This window comes from Pseudomonas sp. R45(2017) (assembly GCF_002112305.1).
Lineage (GTDB): Bacteria > Pseudomonadota > Gammaproteobacteria > Pseudomonadales > Pseudomonadaceae > Aquipseudomonas > Aquipseudomonas paraglycinae.
In genome coordinates this window covers 606669-624023 of record NZ_NEHH01000002.1, presented here as the reverse complement: position 1 = coordinate 624023, position 17355 = coordinate 606669, and the positions used below count along the sequence as shown (strand labels likewise).

13 protein-coding genes are annotated in these 17355 nt (G+C 63.1%); all 13 read right to left on the bottom strand.

Annotated features, from left to right (window positions below; genetic code table 11):
* Positions 1–31: 31 nt before the first annotated feature.
* The 13 genes from CAF74_RS07010 to CAF74_RS06950 all read right to left on the bottom strand — a co-directional run bounded on the left by CAF74_RS07010 (position 32) and on the right by CAF74_RS06950 (position 17349).
* Complete coding sequence (locus CAF74_RS07010) at positions 32–829, bottom strand: endonuclease/exonuclease/phosphatase family protein (RefSeq protein WP_085605158.1); 798 nt, start codon at positions 827–829, stop codon at positions 32–34.
* A gap of 91 nt (positions 830–920) precedes the next feature.
* Entirely contained in the window at positions 921–1682 is a 762-nt protein-coding gene (locus CAF74_RS07005) for a PIG-L deacetylase family protein (protein WP_085745826.1), read from the bottom strand.
* Positions 1683–1859: 177 nt separating this feature from the next.
* Positions 1860–2519, bottom strand: a complete 660-nt coding sequence (locus CAF74_RS07000) for a glycosyltransferase family 2 protein (RefSeq protein WP_085745825.1) — start codon at positions 2517–2519, stop codon at positions 1860–1862.
* Positions 2516–3115: an SAM-dependent methyltransferase gene (locus CAF74_RS06995; RefSeq protein WP_085745824.1), complete on the bottom strand. Its 600-nt coding sequence runs from the start codon at positions 3113–3115 to the stop codon at positions 2516–2518. The genes CAF74_RS07000 and CAF74_RS06995 overlap by 4 nt, the downstream gene beginning before the upstream one ends.
* Complete coding sequence (locus tag CAF74_RS06990) at positions 3112–3870, bottom strand: PIG-L deacetylase family protein (protein ID WP_085745823.1); 759 nt, start codon at positions 3868–3870, stop codon at positions 3112–3114. The genes CAF74_RS06995 and CAF74_RS06990 overlap by 4 nt, the downstream gene beginning before the upstream one ends.
* Positions 3867–4865 carry an acyl-CoA dehydrogenase gene (locus tag CAF74_RS06985; protein WP_085745822.1) on the bottom strand — a complete coding sequence of 333 codons (999 nt, stop codon included), beginning with the start codon at positions 4863–4865 and terminating at the stop codon, positions 3867–3869. The genes CAF74_RS06990 and CAF74_RS06985 overlap by 4 nt, the downstream gene beginning before the upstream one ends.
* Before the next feature lies 1 nt (position 4866).
* Positions 4867–7026 (bottom strand): glycogen debranching protein GlgX, encoded by a 2160-nt coding sequence (gene glgX, locus CAF74_RS06980; RefSeq protein ID WP_085745821.1) that lies wholly within the window; start codon positions 7024–7026, stop codon positions 4867–4869.
* Positions 7027–7247: 221 nt separating this feature from the next.
* Positions 7248–7580, bottom strand: a complete 333-nt coding sequence (locus tag CAF74_RS06975) for a DUF2934 domain-containing protein (RefSeq protein WP_085745820.1) — start codon at positions 7578–7580, stop codon at positions 7248–7250.
* Positions 7581–7609: 29 nt separating this feature from the next.
* Positions 7610–10387, bottom strand: a complete 2778-nt coding sequence (locus tag CAF74_RS06970) for a malto-oligosyltrehalose synthase (RefSeq protein WP_085745819.1) — start codon at positions 10385–10387, stop codon at positions 7610–7612.
* Positions 10384–12462 (bottom strand): 4-alpha-glucanotransferase, encoded by a 2079-nt coding sequence (gene malQ, locus CAF74_RS06965; protein ID WP_085745818.1) that lies wholly within the window; start codon positions 12460–12462, stop codon positions 10384–10386. Before malQ ends, CAF74_RS06970 begins: the two co-directional genes overlap by 4 nt.
* Positions 12459–14261: a malto-oligosyltrehalose trehalohydrolase gene (gene treZ / locus CAF74_RS06960; protein WP_085745817.1), complete on the bottom strand. Its 1803-nt coding sequence runs from the start codon at positions 14259–14261 to the stop codon at positions 12459–12461. The genes malQ and treZ overlap by 4 nt, the downstream gene beginning before the upstream one ends.
* 18 nt (positions 14262–14279) lie before the next feature.
* Entirely contained in the window at positions 14280–15866 is a 1587-nt protein-coding gene (gene glgA / locus CAF74_RS06955) for a glycogen synthase GlgA (protein WP_085745816.1), read from the bottom strand.
* Between the two features lie 529 nt (positions 15867–16395).
* Positions 16396–17349, bottom strand: coding sequence for a D-2-hydroxyacid dehydrogenase family protein (locus tag CAF74_RS06950; protein WP_085745815.1), 954 nt, complete (start codon positions 17347–17349; stop codon positions 16396–16398).
* Positions 17350–17355: the final 6 nt, after the last annotated feature.

Genomic DNA, 17355 nt, shown 5'->3' with positions numbered 1-17355 from the left:
TTTTTGGGTGAAGACAGCTGTCAGTATCGCGCTACAAATGCACTTCAACGGCCAGCGGCAAATGATCCGAGAGATGCGTCCACGGCTTGTTGCCGAGGATCCGCGGGTCGTGGCTGCTGGCATTGCGCAGGTAGACCCGGTCCAGTCGCAGCAACGGGAAACGCGCGGGGTAGGTCTTCGCCGGGCGGCCGTGATGGCGTTCGAAGGCTTCGTGCAGGTAGTCGCGGCGGGCGAGGGCGACGTTGCCTTGCAACTGCCAGTCATTGAAGTCACCGGCGATGATCACCGGCGCATCGTCGGGCAGCGATTCGAGCAACTGGCAGAGCAGCTGCAACTGCAATTGCCGATGGCTTTCGAGCAGGCTCAGGTGCACGCAGATGGCATGCACTTCGGCATGCCCCGGCACATCCAGGACGCAGTGCAACAACCCGCGCCGTTCAGGGCCGGTAATGGAGACGTCGAGGTTGCGGTATTCGCGGATCGGGTATTTCGACAACAGGGCGTTGCCATGATGGCCGTCGGGATAGACCGCATTGCGGCCGTAGGCAAAATCGCTCCACATGCTGTCGGCGAGGAATTCGTACTGCGAAGTTTGCGGCCATTCGTTGTAGCGGCTGGAATGCCGCTCGTGTTCGCCCACCACTTCCTGCAGAAACACCAGATCGGCCGAGGTGCTGCGCACCGCTTCACGCAATTCCGGAAGGATGAAACGTCGATTGAGCGCGGTGAAACCCTTGTGCGTATTGACCGTGAGCACCCGCAGGCGATGGATGGCGGACGGGGTCGAGGTCTGTGCGTCGACGGCATGACGCTTGGGATCGCTGGACACGTTCACTCCTCTGAATCATGACTGCCTGTTCATGCGACTGATCCGGGCGCGGGCAGTTCACTTTGAGTGGCTGCCCGCGCCCGACGGACCGTCAATCGACGAAGACGATCTCGTAGGGCAGGCGCATGCGCTCCAGAATCGACTTGGGCAGCAGCGGCGCGATCCCGATCGCCGGTTCGCCATTGAGCTGACTGGCGTAGGCATGGGTGGCGTGGCTCTTGCGCGCAACGGTCCAGGTATCGAGGCGCAGCTTGCGTGCGCGGTGCCAAGGAATCTGCGCCTGATCCCGTTCCGGCCAGTGCCAGGCCCAGACCGGCACATCGTGGTAGGTGGCGCCGACCTGTTGTGCGGCTTTGGCGCTGGCCCGGCCGACCACTTCATGATCAGCGGTGCCGTCGTTGCACCAGGTGCTGAAAACCACATCACCAGGACGCAGGTAGCGGGCGATGAATTCGGTCAGTTGAGATTCCTGATCGTGCAGGGCGTTGTCGGTGAAACCGCCGCGCACCCACTTCAGGCTGTGCATCGGCAAACCCAGGCGGCGTAGCGCTTCGACGCTTTCCTGTGGACGGAACACGCTCAGGCGTTTTTCCGACCACTGGCGAGAGCCCGGATGACTGGCGCTGCCATCGGTGATCGACAGCAGTTGCAAGGGATGGCCGAGGCTGGAAAGCAGTTGCAGCAGGCCGCCGCAGGTCACCACTTCATCGCCGGGGTGCGGGGCGATGACCACGGCGCGGGCACCGGGTGGAACCAATGTGTGGGTGTTGATGACGGGAATGTTGTCGAGCTGCGCGGCACTGTTCCAGATCTGCGCCGGCAGGCCGCTCTCGCTGAGGGATAACGGTTTCATGAGTGATACATCCTTGTTGTGTCTCGCCCTCAGTCGTGCGCGCCATGAGAGGCGTGTACGACCCGTGAAGGCTGGTGGATAGCCCTGCAGCGCTCCGAACCCTGGATTGCTGCGCTGCAGAGTATTGCTCAAGAAGGACAGTTCGTCGCGTCACAGATCAACCTGATCCGCTTTTTTTTATTCAGTCTGTGCCAACTGTCGCAGATAGTCGCCAAAACCGCCGCGTGCGCGACTGTCCAGACGGGCGCTGGTGATGACTTGCGGGCGATGGCTCCAGGCGATGCTGGCCCCGCAAAGCTCCAGTTGGCGCACCAGCTGCACATCTTCGTCACAGGACAACGGTTCGAAGCCGCCGGCGCGCACGTAGGCTTGCGCGCTGACACCCAGATTGGCGCCATGGATGTGCCGGTGACCTTCACAGGCCTGGTAATGACCGTGATAGCGAATCTGCGCGGCTTCATCGAACGTTTCATGCCAGCGCTCGACCGTCACCGTGCCGCATACCGCATCGGTGCCCAATCCCAGTTGTTCCACCAGCCAGTCTTCGGCGACGCGGCTGTCGGCGTCGGAGCAGGAAATCCAGCGAGCACCCCGATCAAGCAGTTGTTGCGCGCCGATGGCCCGGGCCTGGCCGACATTGCGGGCATCAATGCTCAGCGCCTGCACCGGATACTGGCTGACGATGTGCGCCGAACGGTCGGTACAACTGTCGAGTACCACCAGGACCTCCACCGGCTCACCGGCCAGCATCGGATGCCCGGCGGCGCGCAAGGCGGCGTGCAGGCAGTCATCGAGCCACTCTTCTTCGTTGTGTGCCGGGATCAGGATGCCAATCATCGCAACCCCTCCAGCGCGGCCACCGAACGCGGTTCGCGACTCCAGACTTCCAGCAGAAAATCCGCTTCCTGATGCAGGACCACTCGCGGCAGGTGCAACTGTTCGTGAATCAGGTCGTGAACCTGTCGGGCATTAAGCGGGCAGCCTTCGATAACCGGGCGCCAGTGACAGGCCAGTAATTGCCCGTCTGCCGTCAATGAATCACTGATGCGATGGATGACCTCCGTCAGATCTTGCCGGTCGAGGTAGTAGCCGATTTCGCTGAATACGATCAGGTCGAATTTTTCCGCCGGCCAGTCGCCAGGCAACCGACATTGACGGACTTCGGCGTGGTCGAACAGGCTCAGCCGGGTGCGCGCCAGATTGACCGCGGCGGCGCTTGTGTCGCAGCACAACAGCCGATCACAGCGTTCGGCCAGCGCGGCGCTCAGTTCGCCGTTGGCGCAACCGGGTTCGAAAATCGTCCGGTAATGCGGGCGGGGCAGGGCCGCCAGGGTCACGAGGCGTTTGCGCTGCTCGTACCAGCGCTGGCGAAATCCCCAGGGGTCGTTATTGCCGGCGAACAGGCCTTCGAAGTAGCGATCCTCGACACTCATAGAAAGACCACCTCGAACGGTTGCAGCAGTCGATCGATGACATAGGGTTTGAGCACCGGGGCCAGGCCTGCGTCGGGATCACCCTCCAGCTGGCTGGCGAAGGCGTGCACCGCATGGCGTTTGCGTGCGACCTGTTCGGGGCTGAGCAGGATTTTGCGCGCCCGTTCCCAAGGCACGATGGCGTCTTCGGGCGTTGCCCAGTGCCAGGTCCAGACCGGCAGCTCGTGGCAAATTGCACCCACCCGGCGCGCAGCCTCGACGCTGGCGCGGCCGACGGCTTCGTGGTCGCTGTGGCCGTCTTCGCGCCAGGTGGTGAAGATCACGTCGTCGGGTTGCAGGTAGCGGGTCAGGTATTCACACAGCATCGATTCGCGCGCGGCGACCTGGGTGTCGGGGAAGCCGCCACGCAGCCATTGCACCTGATGCATGGGCAGGCCAAGACGACGCAGGGCTTCGGCGGATTCCTGCGGGCGCACCACGCTCAAGCGCTCCACCGGCCAGCGCTCCGAACCTGGATGGCTGGCGCTGCCATCGGTGACCGAAATCAGTTGCAGCGTGCGCCCCGCGGCGGCGAGCTGTTGCAACAGCCCGCCGCAACCGAGCACTTCATCGTCGGGGTGCGGCGCAATCACCACCGCTCGCGATCCCGGCGGTACCAGATCAAGAATGTCGATACTGTCTACCGCTGCCAGATGACGTGAGCTCTGCCATTCCTGCAGGGAGGTGCCTTCGCCGACAATCGGATTGCGCTTCATAGGGCCCAACCCTCCCGTGGGTGCTGCGCAATCAATCGGCCCAGTGCTGCCAGATCGCGTTCAGCGTGGCTCTGGCGCAGGTAAACCGGCAAGTCGGCCGCCAGGCGGGCAAAGTGCGGATCCTTGCAGAACGGCCCGGCACCGAGCGCCCGACCTGTCTCGCGAATGACCTGTTCGGCGGCATCTTCGACCACGGCGCGTACACGGCGGGCCAGCAACTCGGCGTTGGCGTGGGGATTGCTGTCGATGTCCAGCGCACTGACGCGCAGCGCTTGAGCTGCGGCGTGCAAGGCGCTGTCGACGGCGCCGAGACTGGCCAGCGAATGGGGTTCTTCACGTCGGGCACATTGCTGGCGCAGCTGTTCACCGATTTCCCTCGCGGCGCCGTACCAGCACGCGGCAATCCCGATCCCGCCGTGCCAGAACCCCGGACGTTGCAGGTAGTCGCCAGGATCGCCGATCGCCTGCGCCTCGACTTCGTCGAACAGCACCTCGACGCTGCCGGTGGCCGCCATGCCGACCGCTTGCCAGCCTTGATCGGTGACGGTCACGCCCGGTTGGTCGAGGGCCACGGCCACCAGTTGCTGGCGATCGTCCTCATCCCACGCCGTCAGCAGGGCATGACTGAGCACCGCCGCCCCGGAGCACCAGGCCTTGCGTCCGTTCAGCCGCACCAGTTGCCCCGAGCGGCCGACCCGCACCCGCGCCTGCGGTGGTTCGGCCGCCCACATGCCCCACGTGCTGCCGGGCGTCGGCGAGCCACCGAGTTGTTCGATGATTGCCAGCGCATCGGTATGACCTTCGTAAAGTTTGCACAGCCCCAGATCATGCCCACCGACCTCGGACAGCCGTTGCCAGCGCTCCAGCGTACGACCGCTGCCGGGTAACGGCAGGCGATCGAGGCCGGCCTCGACCAGTTGCCGCAGACACAGGCCGAGGGCGGCAGTGTCGCGGTAGTCCGGCGCGTGCCGTGAGAGATAGACGGGCAAGTCCATGTCAGTCCTCTTCTTCGCGTTGCAGTTCGAACAGCAGCAGAGAACGCCCGGTGACCGAGTACTCATGACCGAATTCAAAACGCTCCTGGCCACGGATCGATGGCTGGTTGGTATCGATCATGCACGTCCAGAAACTGCCTTCAGGCACTTCCGGCAAGGTGAAGTTGACGATGTCGTGATGGGCGTTGACCACCAGCAGCAACGTGGCGTCGGCACCCTTGCGGCGGATCCCGGTTTCCTGGGCACGACCGTCAAGCAGCATGCCCATGCAGCGGTTCTGCGCGTCATGCCAGTGTTCGGTGGTCATCTCCGTGGCGTCCGGCGCAAGCCAGGTCACGTCCTTGACGCCGATATCCTCGTTGTATTCGCCGACCAGGAAACGCCCGCGTCGCAGGATCGGGTAGGCCAGACGCAACTTGATCAGGCGCTTGACGAATTTGAGCAGCGCCTTGCCGTCCTCGCTCAGGTCCCAGTTGACCCAGCCGATCTCGCTGTCCTGGCAATAGGCATTGTTGTTGCCGTCCTGGGTACGAGCAAATTCGTCACCGGCCACCAGCATCGGCGTGCCTTGGGACAGCAGCAGGGTGGCGAAGAAATTGCGCATCTGCCGGTGGCGCAGCGCGTTGATTTCCGGGTCGTCGGTAGGGCCTTCGACGCCGTGGTTCCAGGACAGGTTGTTGTTGCTGCCGTCCTGATTGTTTTCGTCGTTGGCCTCGTTGTGCTTGTCGTTGTAGGACACCAGATCGTTGAGGGTGAAACCGTCGTGAGCAGTGACGAAGTTGACCGACGAATAAGGCCGGCGGCCACGCTGGTTGAACATTTCCCCGGAGGCCGTCATGCGGCTGGCGAAGTCGGCGAGCTGGCCGTCGTCGCCTTTCCAGAACGCGCGCACGGTGTCGCGGAACTTGTCGTTCCACTCGACCCAGCCCGGCGGGAAGTTGCCGACCTGATAGCCGCCGGGGCCGCAGTCCCAAGGCTCGGCGATCATTTTCACCTGACGCAGCACCGGATCCTGGCGGCAAGCAACAAGGAAGCTGTGACGTTCATCGAAACCGTCGTGATAGCGACCGAGGATGGTCGCCAGATCGAAACGGAAGCCGTCGACGTGCATTTCGCTGGCCCAGTAGCGCAGCGAGTCGGTGACCATCTGCAGCACGCACGGATGGCTCAGATCGAGGGTGTTACCGGTACCGGAATCGTTGATGTAAAAGCGCTTGTCGTCCGGCATCAGGCGATAGTACGAGGCGTTATCGATCCCGCGCATCGACAGGGTCGGGCCTTGCTCGTTGCCTTCGGCGGTGTGGTTGTAGACCACGTCGAGAATCACTTCGAGGTTGGCGTCGTGCAGATGCGCGACCATCTCCTTGAACTCGGCAATCTTGCCGCTGGCCAGGTAGCGCGGATCCGGGGCGAAGAACGCGATGCTGTTGTAGCCCCAGTAATTGGTCATGCCTTTGTGCAGCAGGTGCTGGTCGTTGACGAAGGCATGGATCGGCAGCAATTCAACAGTCGACACGCCGAGTTTGCGAATGTGCTCCAGCACGTCGTCGACCATCAGTCCGGCAAACGTGCCACGCACGTTCTCCGGCACCGAAGGGTGGCGCATGCTGATGCCGCGCACGTGGGTCTCGTAAATGATGGTCTTGTCCCACGGCACGCTGACGCGATGGTCGTGGCCCCAGGTGTGCGCCGGGTCGATGACTTTGCACTTGGGGACGAAGGGCGCGCTGTCGCGCTCGTCGAAACTGAGGTCGGCGTCGGGGTGGCCGATGGTGTAGCCGAACAGCGCCTCGGACCATTTCAACTCGCCCACCAGTTGTTTGGCGTACGGGTCGATCAGCAATTTGTTGTGGTTGAAGCGGTGGCCGTTGGCCGGGTCGTACGGGCCGTAGACCCGGTAGCCATAAATCAGGCCCGGATGTGCATCGGGCAGATAGCCATGGTAGATCTCATCGGTGTATTCCGGCAGCTCGATGCGCTCGAGTTCGACTTCGCCGGCATCGTCGAAAATGCACAGTTCAACGCGGGTGGCGTTGGCGGAAAACAGCGCGAAGTTCACCCCCAGACCATCCCAGGTCGCGCCGAGCGGGAAGGGCAGGCCTTCACGGATGCGCGAGGGTTCGGCGTGCGCGGTGGGCTCGGCTTTCTTTGGACGGGTCATAGGTGCTCCTGCAAGTCAGTAAGTCAGGGTGAACATCAATCTTCTGTGGGAGCGAGCCTGCTCGCGATGGCTTTGTACCTGTTGACACCCGCGGTGGATGTCCAGCCGCAATCGCGAGCAGGCTCGCTCCCACAAGGGAATGGCGAGTTTTCGAGGACGAACGAGCCCTCGGTGGCGAGCGAACCCGCCACACGGTTATTCAAATCAATGGTTCGGGGGCGTCAGACCGCAGGCGGCTTGCGCGGCGCGCGGGGCTTTTTCTCGGTGGCTTTTTCGCCCGGGGGAATCACTTTCGCGGCACCGGCAGGCTTGGCCTTGGCCGTCGTGGCCTTGGGTTTGGCAGCAGGTGTCTTGCCATCAACGGCTTTGCTGGTGGCGGTCTTGCCGGCGGTTTTACTGCCGGCAGCCTTTGGCGATTTTTTCGGTGCCAGCGCCTCGGCTTCGGCGAGTTTGCGCGCCATCTCCCAGTGGCGCGATTCCTGGCCTTCGGGTTTACCTTCGGATTCCCAGATCTGATAGGCGAATTCGCGGATGCGTTTATCGTCGGTACTCATCGCAATGCTCCTGAACTGAACTCATGCTGCTAGACGTGTTGGATAAGCAGATTGACCGGGAAATCCCCCAGCGCGGTGCTGACCTGCAGCTCCCTGTTTTTTGTGACTGCGGTGCTCGAAAAAAGTCCCTTCAGATTTTCGTCAGAGGCGTCGAACGGTAGAACGACCCGTGTATCGCCCCAGCGCAGCGCGTCAACCATCGGCACAGCACTGTTTTCCAGCAATGTTGCGCAACGGATCGGCACGATCACGATGATCCGTCGCTCCCCATGCTCACGGGCAAACGCGAGCACGTTGTGCGCCTGGCTGCCCAGTACCTCGAGGGCCTGGTACGAACCCTGGCGAAACAACTCGGTGTCGTCGGCGCGCAGGCGCAGCACCTGGGCGATCAATGCTTGCTTGATTCGCCCGTCGCGCCAGTTGACCAACAGTTCCTGAACCGGAGCGGGAGCCTCCAGCGCCTGCTGCCGGGCGGCGTAGTCCACTGGCCGGCGGTTGTCCGGGTCGACCATGCTGAAGTCCCAGAACTCGTTGCCCTGATACAGATCCGGCACCCCCGGCACGGTCATGCGCAGCAAGGTTTGCGCCAGACCGTTGAGAGCGCCGGCGGCAGCGATGCTGTTGACGGTCTTGGCGAGCGCACCGCGCAGCAGTTCGCCTTCGGGGGCCAGCAGCAGTTGTTCGGTGAACGCCTGAGCCGCGTTTTCGTAAGCCTCGTTCGGCGCACTCCAGCTGCTTTGCAGCTTGGCTTCGCGCAGGGCTTTCTGCTGCCACTGCCAGACGCGTTTGGCGTAGTCGGCGAAACCGGCCTGATCGTCGTCGCGCAGGTCCAGCGGCCAGCTGCCGAGCAGCGCCTGATAGAGGATCAACTCGTCCGCCGACGACGGCAGTTCATCGTCATCGCGCAGCGGCCGAGCGAGCGCGCGCCACAGCTCTATCTGCTCGGCATACCAATGGCTGCGTTCGCTGAGCACGGCCAGCCGCGCGCGAGTGTCTTCGCCGCGTTTGTGGTCGTGGGTGGCGGTGGCCAGCAGGTTATCGGGGAAGCTCGCCAGACGTTGCTGGTTCACCGCGTGAAAGTCGCTGACCGGCGCGCTGAACTGCTCGGTGTTGTAACCGACGTCATTGCGCGACAGCAGCACTGCCGAGCGATACAGCGCGGTGTCTTCCACGGCTTTGGCCGCGGCCGGCGAAGTGAGCTGCTGAAAACGCACGCAGGCATGCTTCAGAATCTTGCGCGAACGGCCACGGGGTTTGCGCCTCCACGGCTGGCCGCCAAGCCAACCGGCTACGGAGTCCAGCACCGGCCAATCGGCTTCGCTCAATGTCTGCCGCGCACCGTCCATGGCCTGCTGGAAAAACACCTCGTCCCGCGCCGAGCGGCCCATCGGGGTGATGTAGGTGCGATAGACCGGGAAGTGCACGATCAACGCCTGCAACACCCGACGAATCGAGCCGAGCGTGAGGTCGCGGGTCATCAGGTCATCGCGCGCCACTTGCAGCAGGGCCTGGGCGACGCTTTCGCAATCGCTGGCCAGCGAGCCGTTGAGGATCTGCTGGCGCGCCAGTTGCGCTTCCTCGATAAACGCAGAGGGGCGTTCGGTGCGGCGTTTCCACAAATCGCCCAGCACATGTTCGCCGTCCGGATCGTGTTGCAGCAGCGACAGCTGGTTCATGAATTCATAACCGGTGCTGCCGTCCACGGACCAGTCGGTGGGGAGGGTTTCGCCGTCGCCGAGGATCTTCTCGACATAGATCGGCAAGTGCCGGCCCGGTGCCAGATGGTCGAGGCGGCGGCGCAGTTTGCGGCAGTAGCTGCGCGGGTCGGCGAGGCCGTCGATGTGGTCGATGCGCAGGCCGTCGATCAGGCCTTCGCCGATCAACTGGAAAATCTTGCCGTGAGTCGCTTCGAACACCGCCGGACGCTCGACGCGCAAACCGCCGAGCTCGTTGATGTCGAAGAAGCGCCGCCAGTTGATGTCGTCCGCCGCCGTGCGCCAGCTCGCCAGGCGATAGCTTTGCCGCTCCAGCAATTGGTGCAGGCGTTGAAAACCTTCTTCGGTCTTCGAATCGTAATGCGTCAGGTTGCGCTGAATGGCCTGGAGGATGTGCGGGTCGCTGGCCAGCTGCTGAAGTTCTTCCTTGAGCGGGATGGCCAGTGAGCGGGCGTCGGTCTGGTAACTGAGCGCGCTGAAGCGGTCGGCTAGGCCCTTGAGCGCCTCGCTGGAAGCGTCATCGGACTTGAGCAGTTCACCGTAATCGCCGGGGCAGATCGGGAAGTGATGCTCGTAATGCTCGACGTGGAACGTGCCGCTCTCGGCGTTGAAAACCAGCGGCAGGGTCGCGTCCTGGAGCGCGACGCCGTAATCGCTGCCGAGAAACGGCAGCAGCAACTGGCCTTCCATCAACGGGTCAGGGGAGTGCCACTGAATGTCGAAGAACTCGCCGTAGGGGCTGAGCCGGCCCCATTCCAGCAGGTCGAGCCACCACGGGTTGTCACCGCCACCGACCGCCATGTGATTGGAGACGATGTCGAGGATCAGCCCCATGCCGTGTTCGCGCAGGCTGGCGACCAGACGGCGCAAGGCCGGCTCGCCGCCAAGTTCCGGATTCACCCGGGTCGGGTCGACCACATCGTAGCCATGCATGGAGCCGGCGCGGGCGGCGAGCAGCGGTGAGGCATAAATGTGGCTGATGCCGAGTCGGGCGAAGTACGGCACCAGCGGCACCGCCTGATCTAGGGTAAAACCGCGATGAAATTGCAGGCGGACCGTGGCGCGCAGTATCTGGATAGGCAATGCACTCATTGGTCACGCTCGGCTGCCTGAAGGCGGGCACACGCCAATAGTTCCAGGCGTCTTGCTGCGTCGACACCGTCGAGCAGCGCCTCGCTGGTAGCCGGCAAGCGGCGCGACCAGTTCGGGTGGGTGTCGATGGTGCCGGGCAGGTTGGCCTGCTCGTCGAGGCCCAGCGCGTCTTCCAGCGGCAACAGCACCAGCGGCGCGCGGGTGTGACCGAGGAAGCGGACAGCGGCATCGACCACTTGATCAGCCTCGTGGGATTCCTCGCGAAAGTTTTGCGGATCCTGGCTCAAGGCACCGCGCAGGCCTTCACGCTCGCGTTGGCGGTAACGGCGCCAGTCGATTTCGCCGTTGGCATCGATCAGCCCCAGTCGCGCATTCCAGTCGATGTCGCGGCCATGCCACCAGCCGTTGAGTGTTGGCAGATCGTGAGTGCTGGTGGTGGCCAGAGCGTTGTCCGGCCAGTCGAGGATGGGTTTAAAATGGGTGTTGTCCTGTTCGAACAGCAGCACGCGCATGCCGAGCATGGCCCGGGCGATGAGTTTTTCCCGCAGGCCATCGGGTACGGTTCCGAGGTCTTCTCCGAGCACGATCGCTTGATGGCGATGGGATTCCAGCGTCAGCAGACGCAGCAAGTCGTCCACCGGGTAATACAGGTACGCACCGTCTGCCGGGGCGGAACCGTTGGGGATCACCCACAACCGTTGCAGACCCATGACATGGTCGATGCGCAGCCCGCCGGCGTGGGCGAAGTTGGCGCGCAGCATCTCGATAAACGCGCGAAAGCCGTTACGCACAAGACCTTCCGGAGAAAACGCGGAAATGCCCCAGCCCTGGCCCGAGCGATTGAGGATGTCTGGCGGCGCGCCGACGGTCAGCGAGGCCAGCAGTTCGTCCTGAAAGCTCCAGGCCTGACTGCCGGCGCCGTCGGCACCCACCGCCAGGTCAGCGATCAGGCCGATGCCCATGCCGGCGCTGCGAGCGGCGGTCTGGGCGCGTTCCAGGCAGCGGTGAATCAACCATTGGCAGAACGCGAAGTAACTGATGCGCTCGGCGTACTCCTCGGCAAACGCGCCGAGGGCGGCGCCGCGCGGGTCGTGCCAGTGCTCCGGCCATTGGCGCCAGTCGAGGCTTTCGCCACGGGCGGCGCGCATCTCCTGAATGGCTTCGAAGCGGCAGTGGTTCTCCAGCGCTTCGCCGCCGGCATCACGAAAGCTGGAGAAGTCGGCGTGCAACGGGTGTTCGCCGCTGATGAAGCCGTCGTACAAGGCTTGTAGCAGTTTCAGTTTGGCCTCGGCGGCTTTCGGCCAGTCGATCAGTTTCAGGTTTTCCAGTTGTTCGAACTGATCGTTCAGGCCAGTTGCGTCAATCGCATCGCGCAGCGCGCGCTCGCCGAGGATCGCGCCCGGTGCGGCGTACAGCGGATTGAGAAACAGCCGACTGGACGGCGAGTAAGGGCTGTAGCGCCCGGTGTCGGCGCTGAACATCGCGTGCAGCGGGCTGATCGCCAAGGCATCGGCGCCGCGCTCGCCGGCCACCCGGGCCAGTTCTTCCAGGGCCTGAGTGTCGCCGAAACCGCCATCGCCGGGACGGCGCAAGCCATAAAGCTGCACGCTCAGGCCCCACGCGCGCGGGATCGGGCTGTCCACCGCGTCACCCACGCTGAAGCAGCGTTCCGGTGCCACGGCCAGGGTGAATTGTTGATCGGCGATATGCACTTGCTGGTAGCCGACCGGAATTTCGCCGGGCAGCACGGCCTCGGCATCCAGTTTGAGGCTCAGGCGCGAGCCGTCTTCAAGGTGAATCTCGCAAGGGGTTTCGGGTTCGAAATAACGGGCCAGGTCCACGCCCACGCCAACATCGGCAGTGAGCAGTGGCGGCAGATGGCGATTTTCCTGTACCTGTTGCAGTTCAAGCAGGCTGGCGTCGATTTCCTGGGCCGTTCCGGCCGGGTGGCCGAGGCCGGTCAGCACATTGCGCAGCACCGCCGGGGCGACTTTTTGCGCTCGCCCGTTGGCGTCGATCCAGTCGACGGCAAGGCCGGCTCGGCTGGCGAGAATTTCCAGTTGCGCATCGCTCATAGGCGCTCTCCATCCAAGGGTGGCAAAGGGGTTGCGGCCGTGAGGCTGACGAGCGCGCAATACGGGGGCAGTTGCCCCTCATCCGACAGGCCTGTGTCGGGTGGCTGGCGAAACAGCCACACCGAATCAGTCTGTGGAAGGTTGACCACTGGCGTATCGCTGAGGTTCAGGTCGATTCGCAGCTCGCTGCCATCGCCCAGCCGCCAGCGCGCGCTGACCGCCCCGGGCCCCAGCACCTGGGCGCCGAGTGCCTGCGTTCCGGACAGGTTGGGAATGATGTATTGATGGCGCAATTGCAGCAGTTGGCGGTACAGCGCCAACGTCTCCCGTTGCCGAGGCGTGCCGTTACCCGTCAGGCGAGGTTGTGAGGCGTGAAAGGTCTGCTCGCCGTTGGGGTCGGGAATCTGTTCACGCTTGTGCGGATCCGAGAAGGCACTGAATGCCGCGAACTCATTGCGCCGACCTTCGCGCACCAGTTTCGCCAGTTCGCCATGGTGGCTGGTGAAAAACAGGAACGGCTGTTCGGCGGCGTACTCGTCGCCCATGAACATCAGCGGAATCATCGGTGACAACAACAGCAGCGCTGTCGCAGCCTCCACCGCGCGCGGGTCGGCCAATTGATGCAGGCGCTCGCCGAAGGCACGGTTGCCGATCTGGTCGTGATTCTGCAGGAACAGCACGAATGCGGTGGAGGGCAGATGCTCGCTTGGCTCGCCGCGGGGTTCGCCGTGGCGGGTGATATGCCCCTGAAACACGAAACCCTGGCTCAGGCAGCGGGCCAATTGCTCGGTTGGTTGCAGCGCGTAGTCCGCGTAATAGGCGTCGGTTTCACCGGTCAGCAACACGTGCAGGGCGTTATGGCCGTCGTCGTTCCACTGCGCGTCGTAGTTCTCCTCCAGCAGGCTGGATTGGTTGAGTTCGTTCTCGATGGTCAGCCAAACGTAGCGGGCAGGGTCGATCTGCTGACGGATACGATGTGCCAGTTCAGGCAGAAAATCGGGGCTTTGAATGGCGTGCACAGCGTCCAGGCGCAGACCGTCGAAACGGTATTCCAGTAGCCACATCAACGCGTTTTCGACGAAGAAGTCCCGCACTTCGCGACGACGGAAGTCGATGGCCGCGCCCCACGGCGTGTGTTTGTCTTCGCGAAAAAAGCCCTTGGCGTAGCGGTGCAGGTAATTGCCGTCGGGGCCGAAGTGGTTGTAGACCACGTCCAGAATCACCGCCAGGCCATAACCGTGGGCACTGTCGATCAAATGTTTGAGTTGTTCCGGCGTGCCGTAACTGGCCTGCGGCGCGTAGTGCAGCACGCCGTCGTAGCCCCAGTTGCGATCGCCGGGAAACTGCGCGATCGGCATCAGTTCGATGGCGGTGATGCCGAGCTCCGCGAGGCGTGAGAGATGCTGCTCGACTTCGGCAAATCCGCCGAGCGCGCCGACATGCAGTTCATAAATGACCGCTTCATTCCAGGGGCGCCCTTGCCACGTGGTGTTGCGCCAGGAATAACGGTGCGGATCGACCACCACGCTGTGGCGGTCGAGATCACCGTCCTGCGCCCTGGAGGCCGGGTCGGGCACCTCCAGTTCGCCATCGATATTGAAACGGTAGCGGCTGCCGGCAGGGCAGCGGGTCTTGATGACAAACCAGCCCTCGCCCTGGGGCAGCATGGGCAGGGACTGGCCGTTGTCCAGCTCGACGCTGACGTAAAATGCATCCGGCGCCCACAGCGCGAATTGGGTGTGCTCGGCATCCAGCATGATCGCGCCGTGGGGCCAGCTTTCAGGTGTCCGTGACGGCATCGTTGAAAACCTCCCTGGTTATTTGTGGTGCGTTTTACCCAGCGCCTTGGCCACCAGTTGTTCGTAGAGTTCGGCGTAGGGTTCGACAGCCTTGCACCAGTTGAACGGCGCAGCCATCGCCCGGCAACGCATGGCGTGCAGCAGGTCGGGGAAAGCAAACACCTTGAACGCGCGGCTCAGGGCTTCGCGGTAGCTGTCCGCGGTCGATTCGTTGAACAGGAAACCGGTAACACCGTTTTCAATGGTGTCGGCCAGCCCGCCGGTGTTGCGTGCTACCGGCAGCGAGCCGAAGCGCTGGGCGTACATCTGGCTCAGGCCGCACGGTTCATAGCGCGATGGCATCAGCAGGAAATCGCTGCCGGCAAACATCCGGCGGGCGTCGGTTTCATTGAAGCCGATGCGCACGCCGATCTGGCCGGGGAAGCGCAGCGCCAGTTCACGCATGGCCTGTTCTTCTTCCGGTTCGCCACGGCCGATGATCGCGATCTGGCCACCGTTCTGGACGATGTATTCCGATACCGCTTCGGTCAGGTCGAGGCCTTTTTGATAGACCAGACGCGAGACCACGGCAAATAGCGGGCCTTCGGAATCTTGCAGACCGAACAGTTCGCGCACATGGGCGGCGTTCACCGCTTTGCCTTCCCAGTCACCGATGGCAAACGGTGCAAACAGATGTGGATCGGTGGCGGCATCCCAGCTTTCATCGATGCCGTTGGGAATGCCGCTGAGCAAACCTTGCTGGGTCTTGGCGGCGAGAAAACCGTCCAGACCGCAGCCGAAATCCGGGGTAGTGATTTCCTGCGCGTAAGTGGCACTGACCGTGGTGATGTGGCTCGAATAAGCCATGCCGGCCTTGAGGAACGACATCTTGCCGTAGAACTCCATGCCTTCCTGTTGCAGGGCATGGGCGGGAATCCCGAGTTCCGGGCAAGAGCCGAGGCTGGTCACGCCTTGATACGCGAGGTTGTGAATGGTGAACAGGGTCGGCGTGCGCTGCCCGCGCCAGTGCATGTACGCAGGTGCCAGCCCGGCCGGCCAGTCGTGGGCATGCACCAGATCCGGGCACCAGTGGATTTGCGCGAGGTTGGCGGCGATATCGGCGGCGGCCAGACCCAGACGGGCGAAGCGGATGTGGTTGTCCGGCCAGTCGCGACCGTTGTTGGCGCCATACGGGCCGCCGTCACGGGCGTAGAGTTCAGGGCAGATCAACACATAAATCACCAGACCGTCGGGCATGTCCATGCGCCCGATCTTGCAGGGCGGCAGCGCGGCGTGCCCACCCAGTTCGCCGATGATGTGGATCGGATTCTCGCTGTTCATCACTTGCGGGTAACCGGGGATCAACACCCGGACGTCATGCAGGTGCGCCATGGCGCGGGGCAGGGCGGCAGAGACGTCTCCCAGACCGCCGGTCTTCACCAGATCGGCGATTTCCGAGGTCACGAACAACACTTTCTTCTTGTTCGGGTTCTGACTGGCCACTGGCGTCAGCGTCTTGGTGCCCGGGACGCTGATCGATCGGCTGCCGGGAACGCTTACGGTGCTCGAGTCACCCATCGGCTGATGAGCCCGTTCTCCCTGAATATCCAATGCCGCACTGATCATATGAATCTCCCGTCTTTTTTGATCTGATTCTTGTCTTGAACAAGCGATGTCCATGGCCAGGTCCTGTGGCCGGGCGCAAACGCGCCACGCATCGGTGAGCAAACGCTACCCAACACGTGCAAGCAGAATGGGTGAGGGGGCCATTGCAAGACTTGAACCAGTCGCTTTGGCCCTGCCTATCAGATGACCCGCCGCGATCTGCAAAAGTTTCGACGAATTTTTGACTTTATGACCGGCCGGTTTTACCCCGCGAAAACCAGTCTAGGCCAGATCCTAGAGCGGGCCAGGGCAATCGGATGAATTGTTCGACAATCTGTTGCGGGCTCACGAAATCCGTGGCTTTGGCAAGGCGGACGCCCCGACGAAGTGCATGTTTGGCAGGGTTGATGATGCAAAATGGTGACCGGTCGGTCACGATTTTGGGCGCCGGGAAAGTGCGAGCGCACTGTTGCGGTGCGGACAGTTGTGTTGGCGGGCGGACAGCGGGTGCTGCTTCACGGGCAGGAATTGCCCGCGAAGGCGAGGAGGCTCAGTTGAGCAGGCGGATCGGTTCTCCAGCTGACCAGGCTTGAATGTTGTCGATCATCTGCGAAAAGAACAGCTCATAGTTCTGGCGGCTGACATAGCCGACATGGGGCGTGGCCAGCACGTTATCGAGGGTGCGAAACGGGTGCAGGGTCGGCAACGGCTCCTGATCGAACACGTCGAGGGCTGCACCGCCGAGGCGCTGTTTCTGCAAGGCCTTGATCAGCGCCGCCTCGTCGACAATCGGTCCGCGCGCGGTGTTGACCAGCAGCGCGGTCGGCTTCATCCAGTCCAGCGCCTGGGCATCGACCAGCCCCCGGCTGCGATCACTGAGCACCAGGTGCACCGACAGCACGTCAGACTGTTCGAACAATTGCTGCTTGCTGACATAAGTGACGCCGGCCTGCTCGGCGCGCTCGGCGGTGAGGTTTTCGCTCCAGGCGATCACGCGCATGCCGAACACCTGACCGAACTGCGCCACCCGTTGACCGATGCTGCCGAGCCCGAGAATGCCGAGGGTCTTGCCGTGCAGGTCGCCACCGAGGCCTTGCTGCCACTGGCCGGCGCGCAAGGCATTGGCTTCGTTCAGCAGATTGCGGGTGGCGGCCATGATCAGCGCCCAGGTCAGTTCCGGCGCCGCGTGTTTATAGCTGTCGGTGCCGCAGACCTTGATCCCGAGGCGAGCAGCGGCCGGCATGTCCAGCGCCGCGTTGCGCATGCCACCGGTGACCAGCAGCTTCAGATTCGGCAGGCGTTTGAGCAGGTCTTCATCGAAGCGTGTGCGTTCGCGCATCACGCAGATCACTTCGAACTGGCCCAGACGTTCGGCCAGCGTGGCGTTGTCCGCCGGGTACTCATGGACGAAGGTGACTTCGCCGAGACTGTCGAGCACCGACCAGTCAACTACGCCCCGCGCGACGTCCTGCCAGTCATCGATCACCGCAATCTGCACCGCCATCAGCGT

Bases quoted from the DNA above. Each gene is read 5' to 3' on its own strand.
- treZ (WP_085745817.1), bottom strand. From the start codon at position 14,261: ATGCCGTCACGGACACCTGAAAGCTGGCCCCACGGCGCGATCATGCTG.
- CAF74_RS06970 (WP_085745819.1), bottom strand. From the start codon at position 10,387: ATGAGTGCATTGCCTATCCAGATACTGCGCGCCACGGTCCGCCTGCAA.
- CAF74_RS06985 (WP_085745822.1), bottom strand. From the start codon at position 4,865: ATGGACTTGCCCGTCTATCTCTCACGGCACGCGCCGGACTACCGCGAC.
- glgA (WP_085745816.1), bottom strand. From the start codon at position 15,866: ATGATCAGTGCGGCATTGGATATTCAGGGAGAACGGGCTCATCAGCCG.
- glgX (WP_085745821.1), bottom strand. From the start codon at position 7,026: ATGACCCGTCCAAAGAAAGCCGAGCCCACCGCGCACGCCGAACCCTCG.
- CAF74_RS06995 (WP_085745824.1), bottom strand. From the start codon at position 3,115: ATGAGTGTCGAGGATCGCTACTTCGAAGGCCTGTTCGCCGGCAATAAC.
- CAF74_RS06975 (WP_085745820.1), bottom strand. From the start codon at position 7,580: ATGAGTACCGACGATAAACGCATCCGCGAATTCGCCTATCAGATCTGG.
- CAF74_RS06990 (WP_085745823.1), bottom strand. From the start codon at position 3,870: ATGAAGCGCAATCCGATTGTCGGCGAAGGCACCTCCCTGCAGGAATGG.
- CAF74_RS07005 (WP_085745826.1), bottom strand. From the start codon at position 1,682: ATGAAACCGTTATCCCTCAGCGAGAGCGGCCTGCCGGCGCAGATCTGG.
- CAF74_RS07000 (WP_085745825.1), bottom strand. From the start codon at position 2,519: ATGATTGGCATCCTGATCCCGGCACACAACGAAGAAGAGTGGCTCGAT.
- malQ (WP_085745818.1), bottom strand. From the start codon at position 12,462: ATGAGCGATGCGCAACTGGAAATTCTCGCCAGCCGAGCCGGCCTTGCC.
- CAF74_RS06950 (WP_085745815.1), bottom strand. From the start codon at position 17,349: ATGGCGGTGCAGATTGCGGTGATCGATGACTGGCAGGACGTCGCGCGG.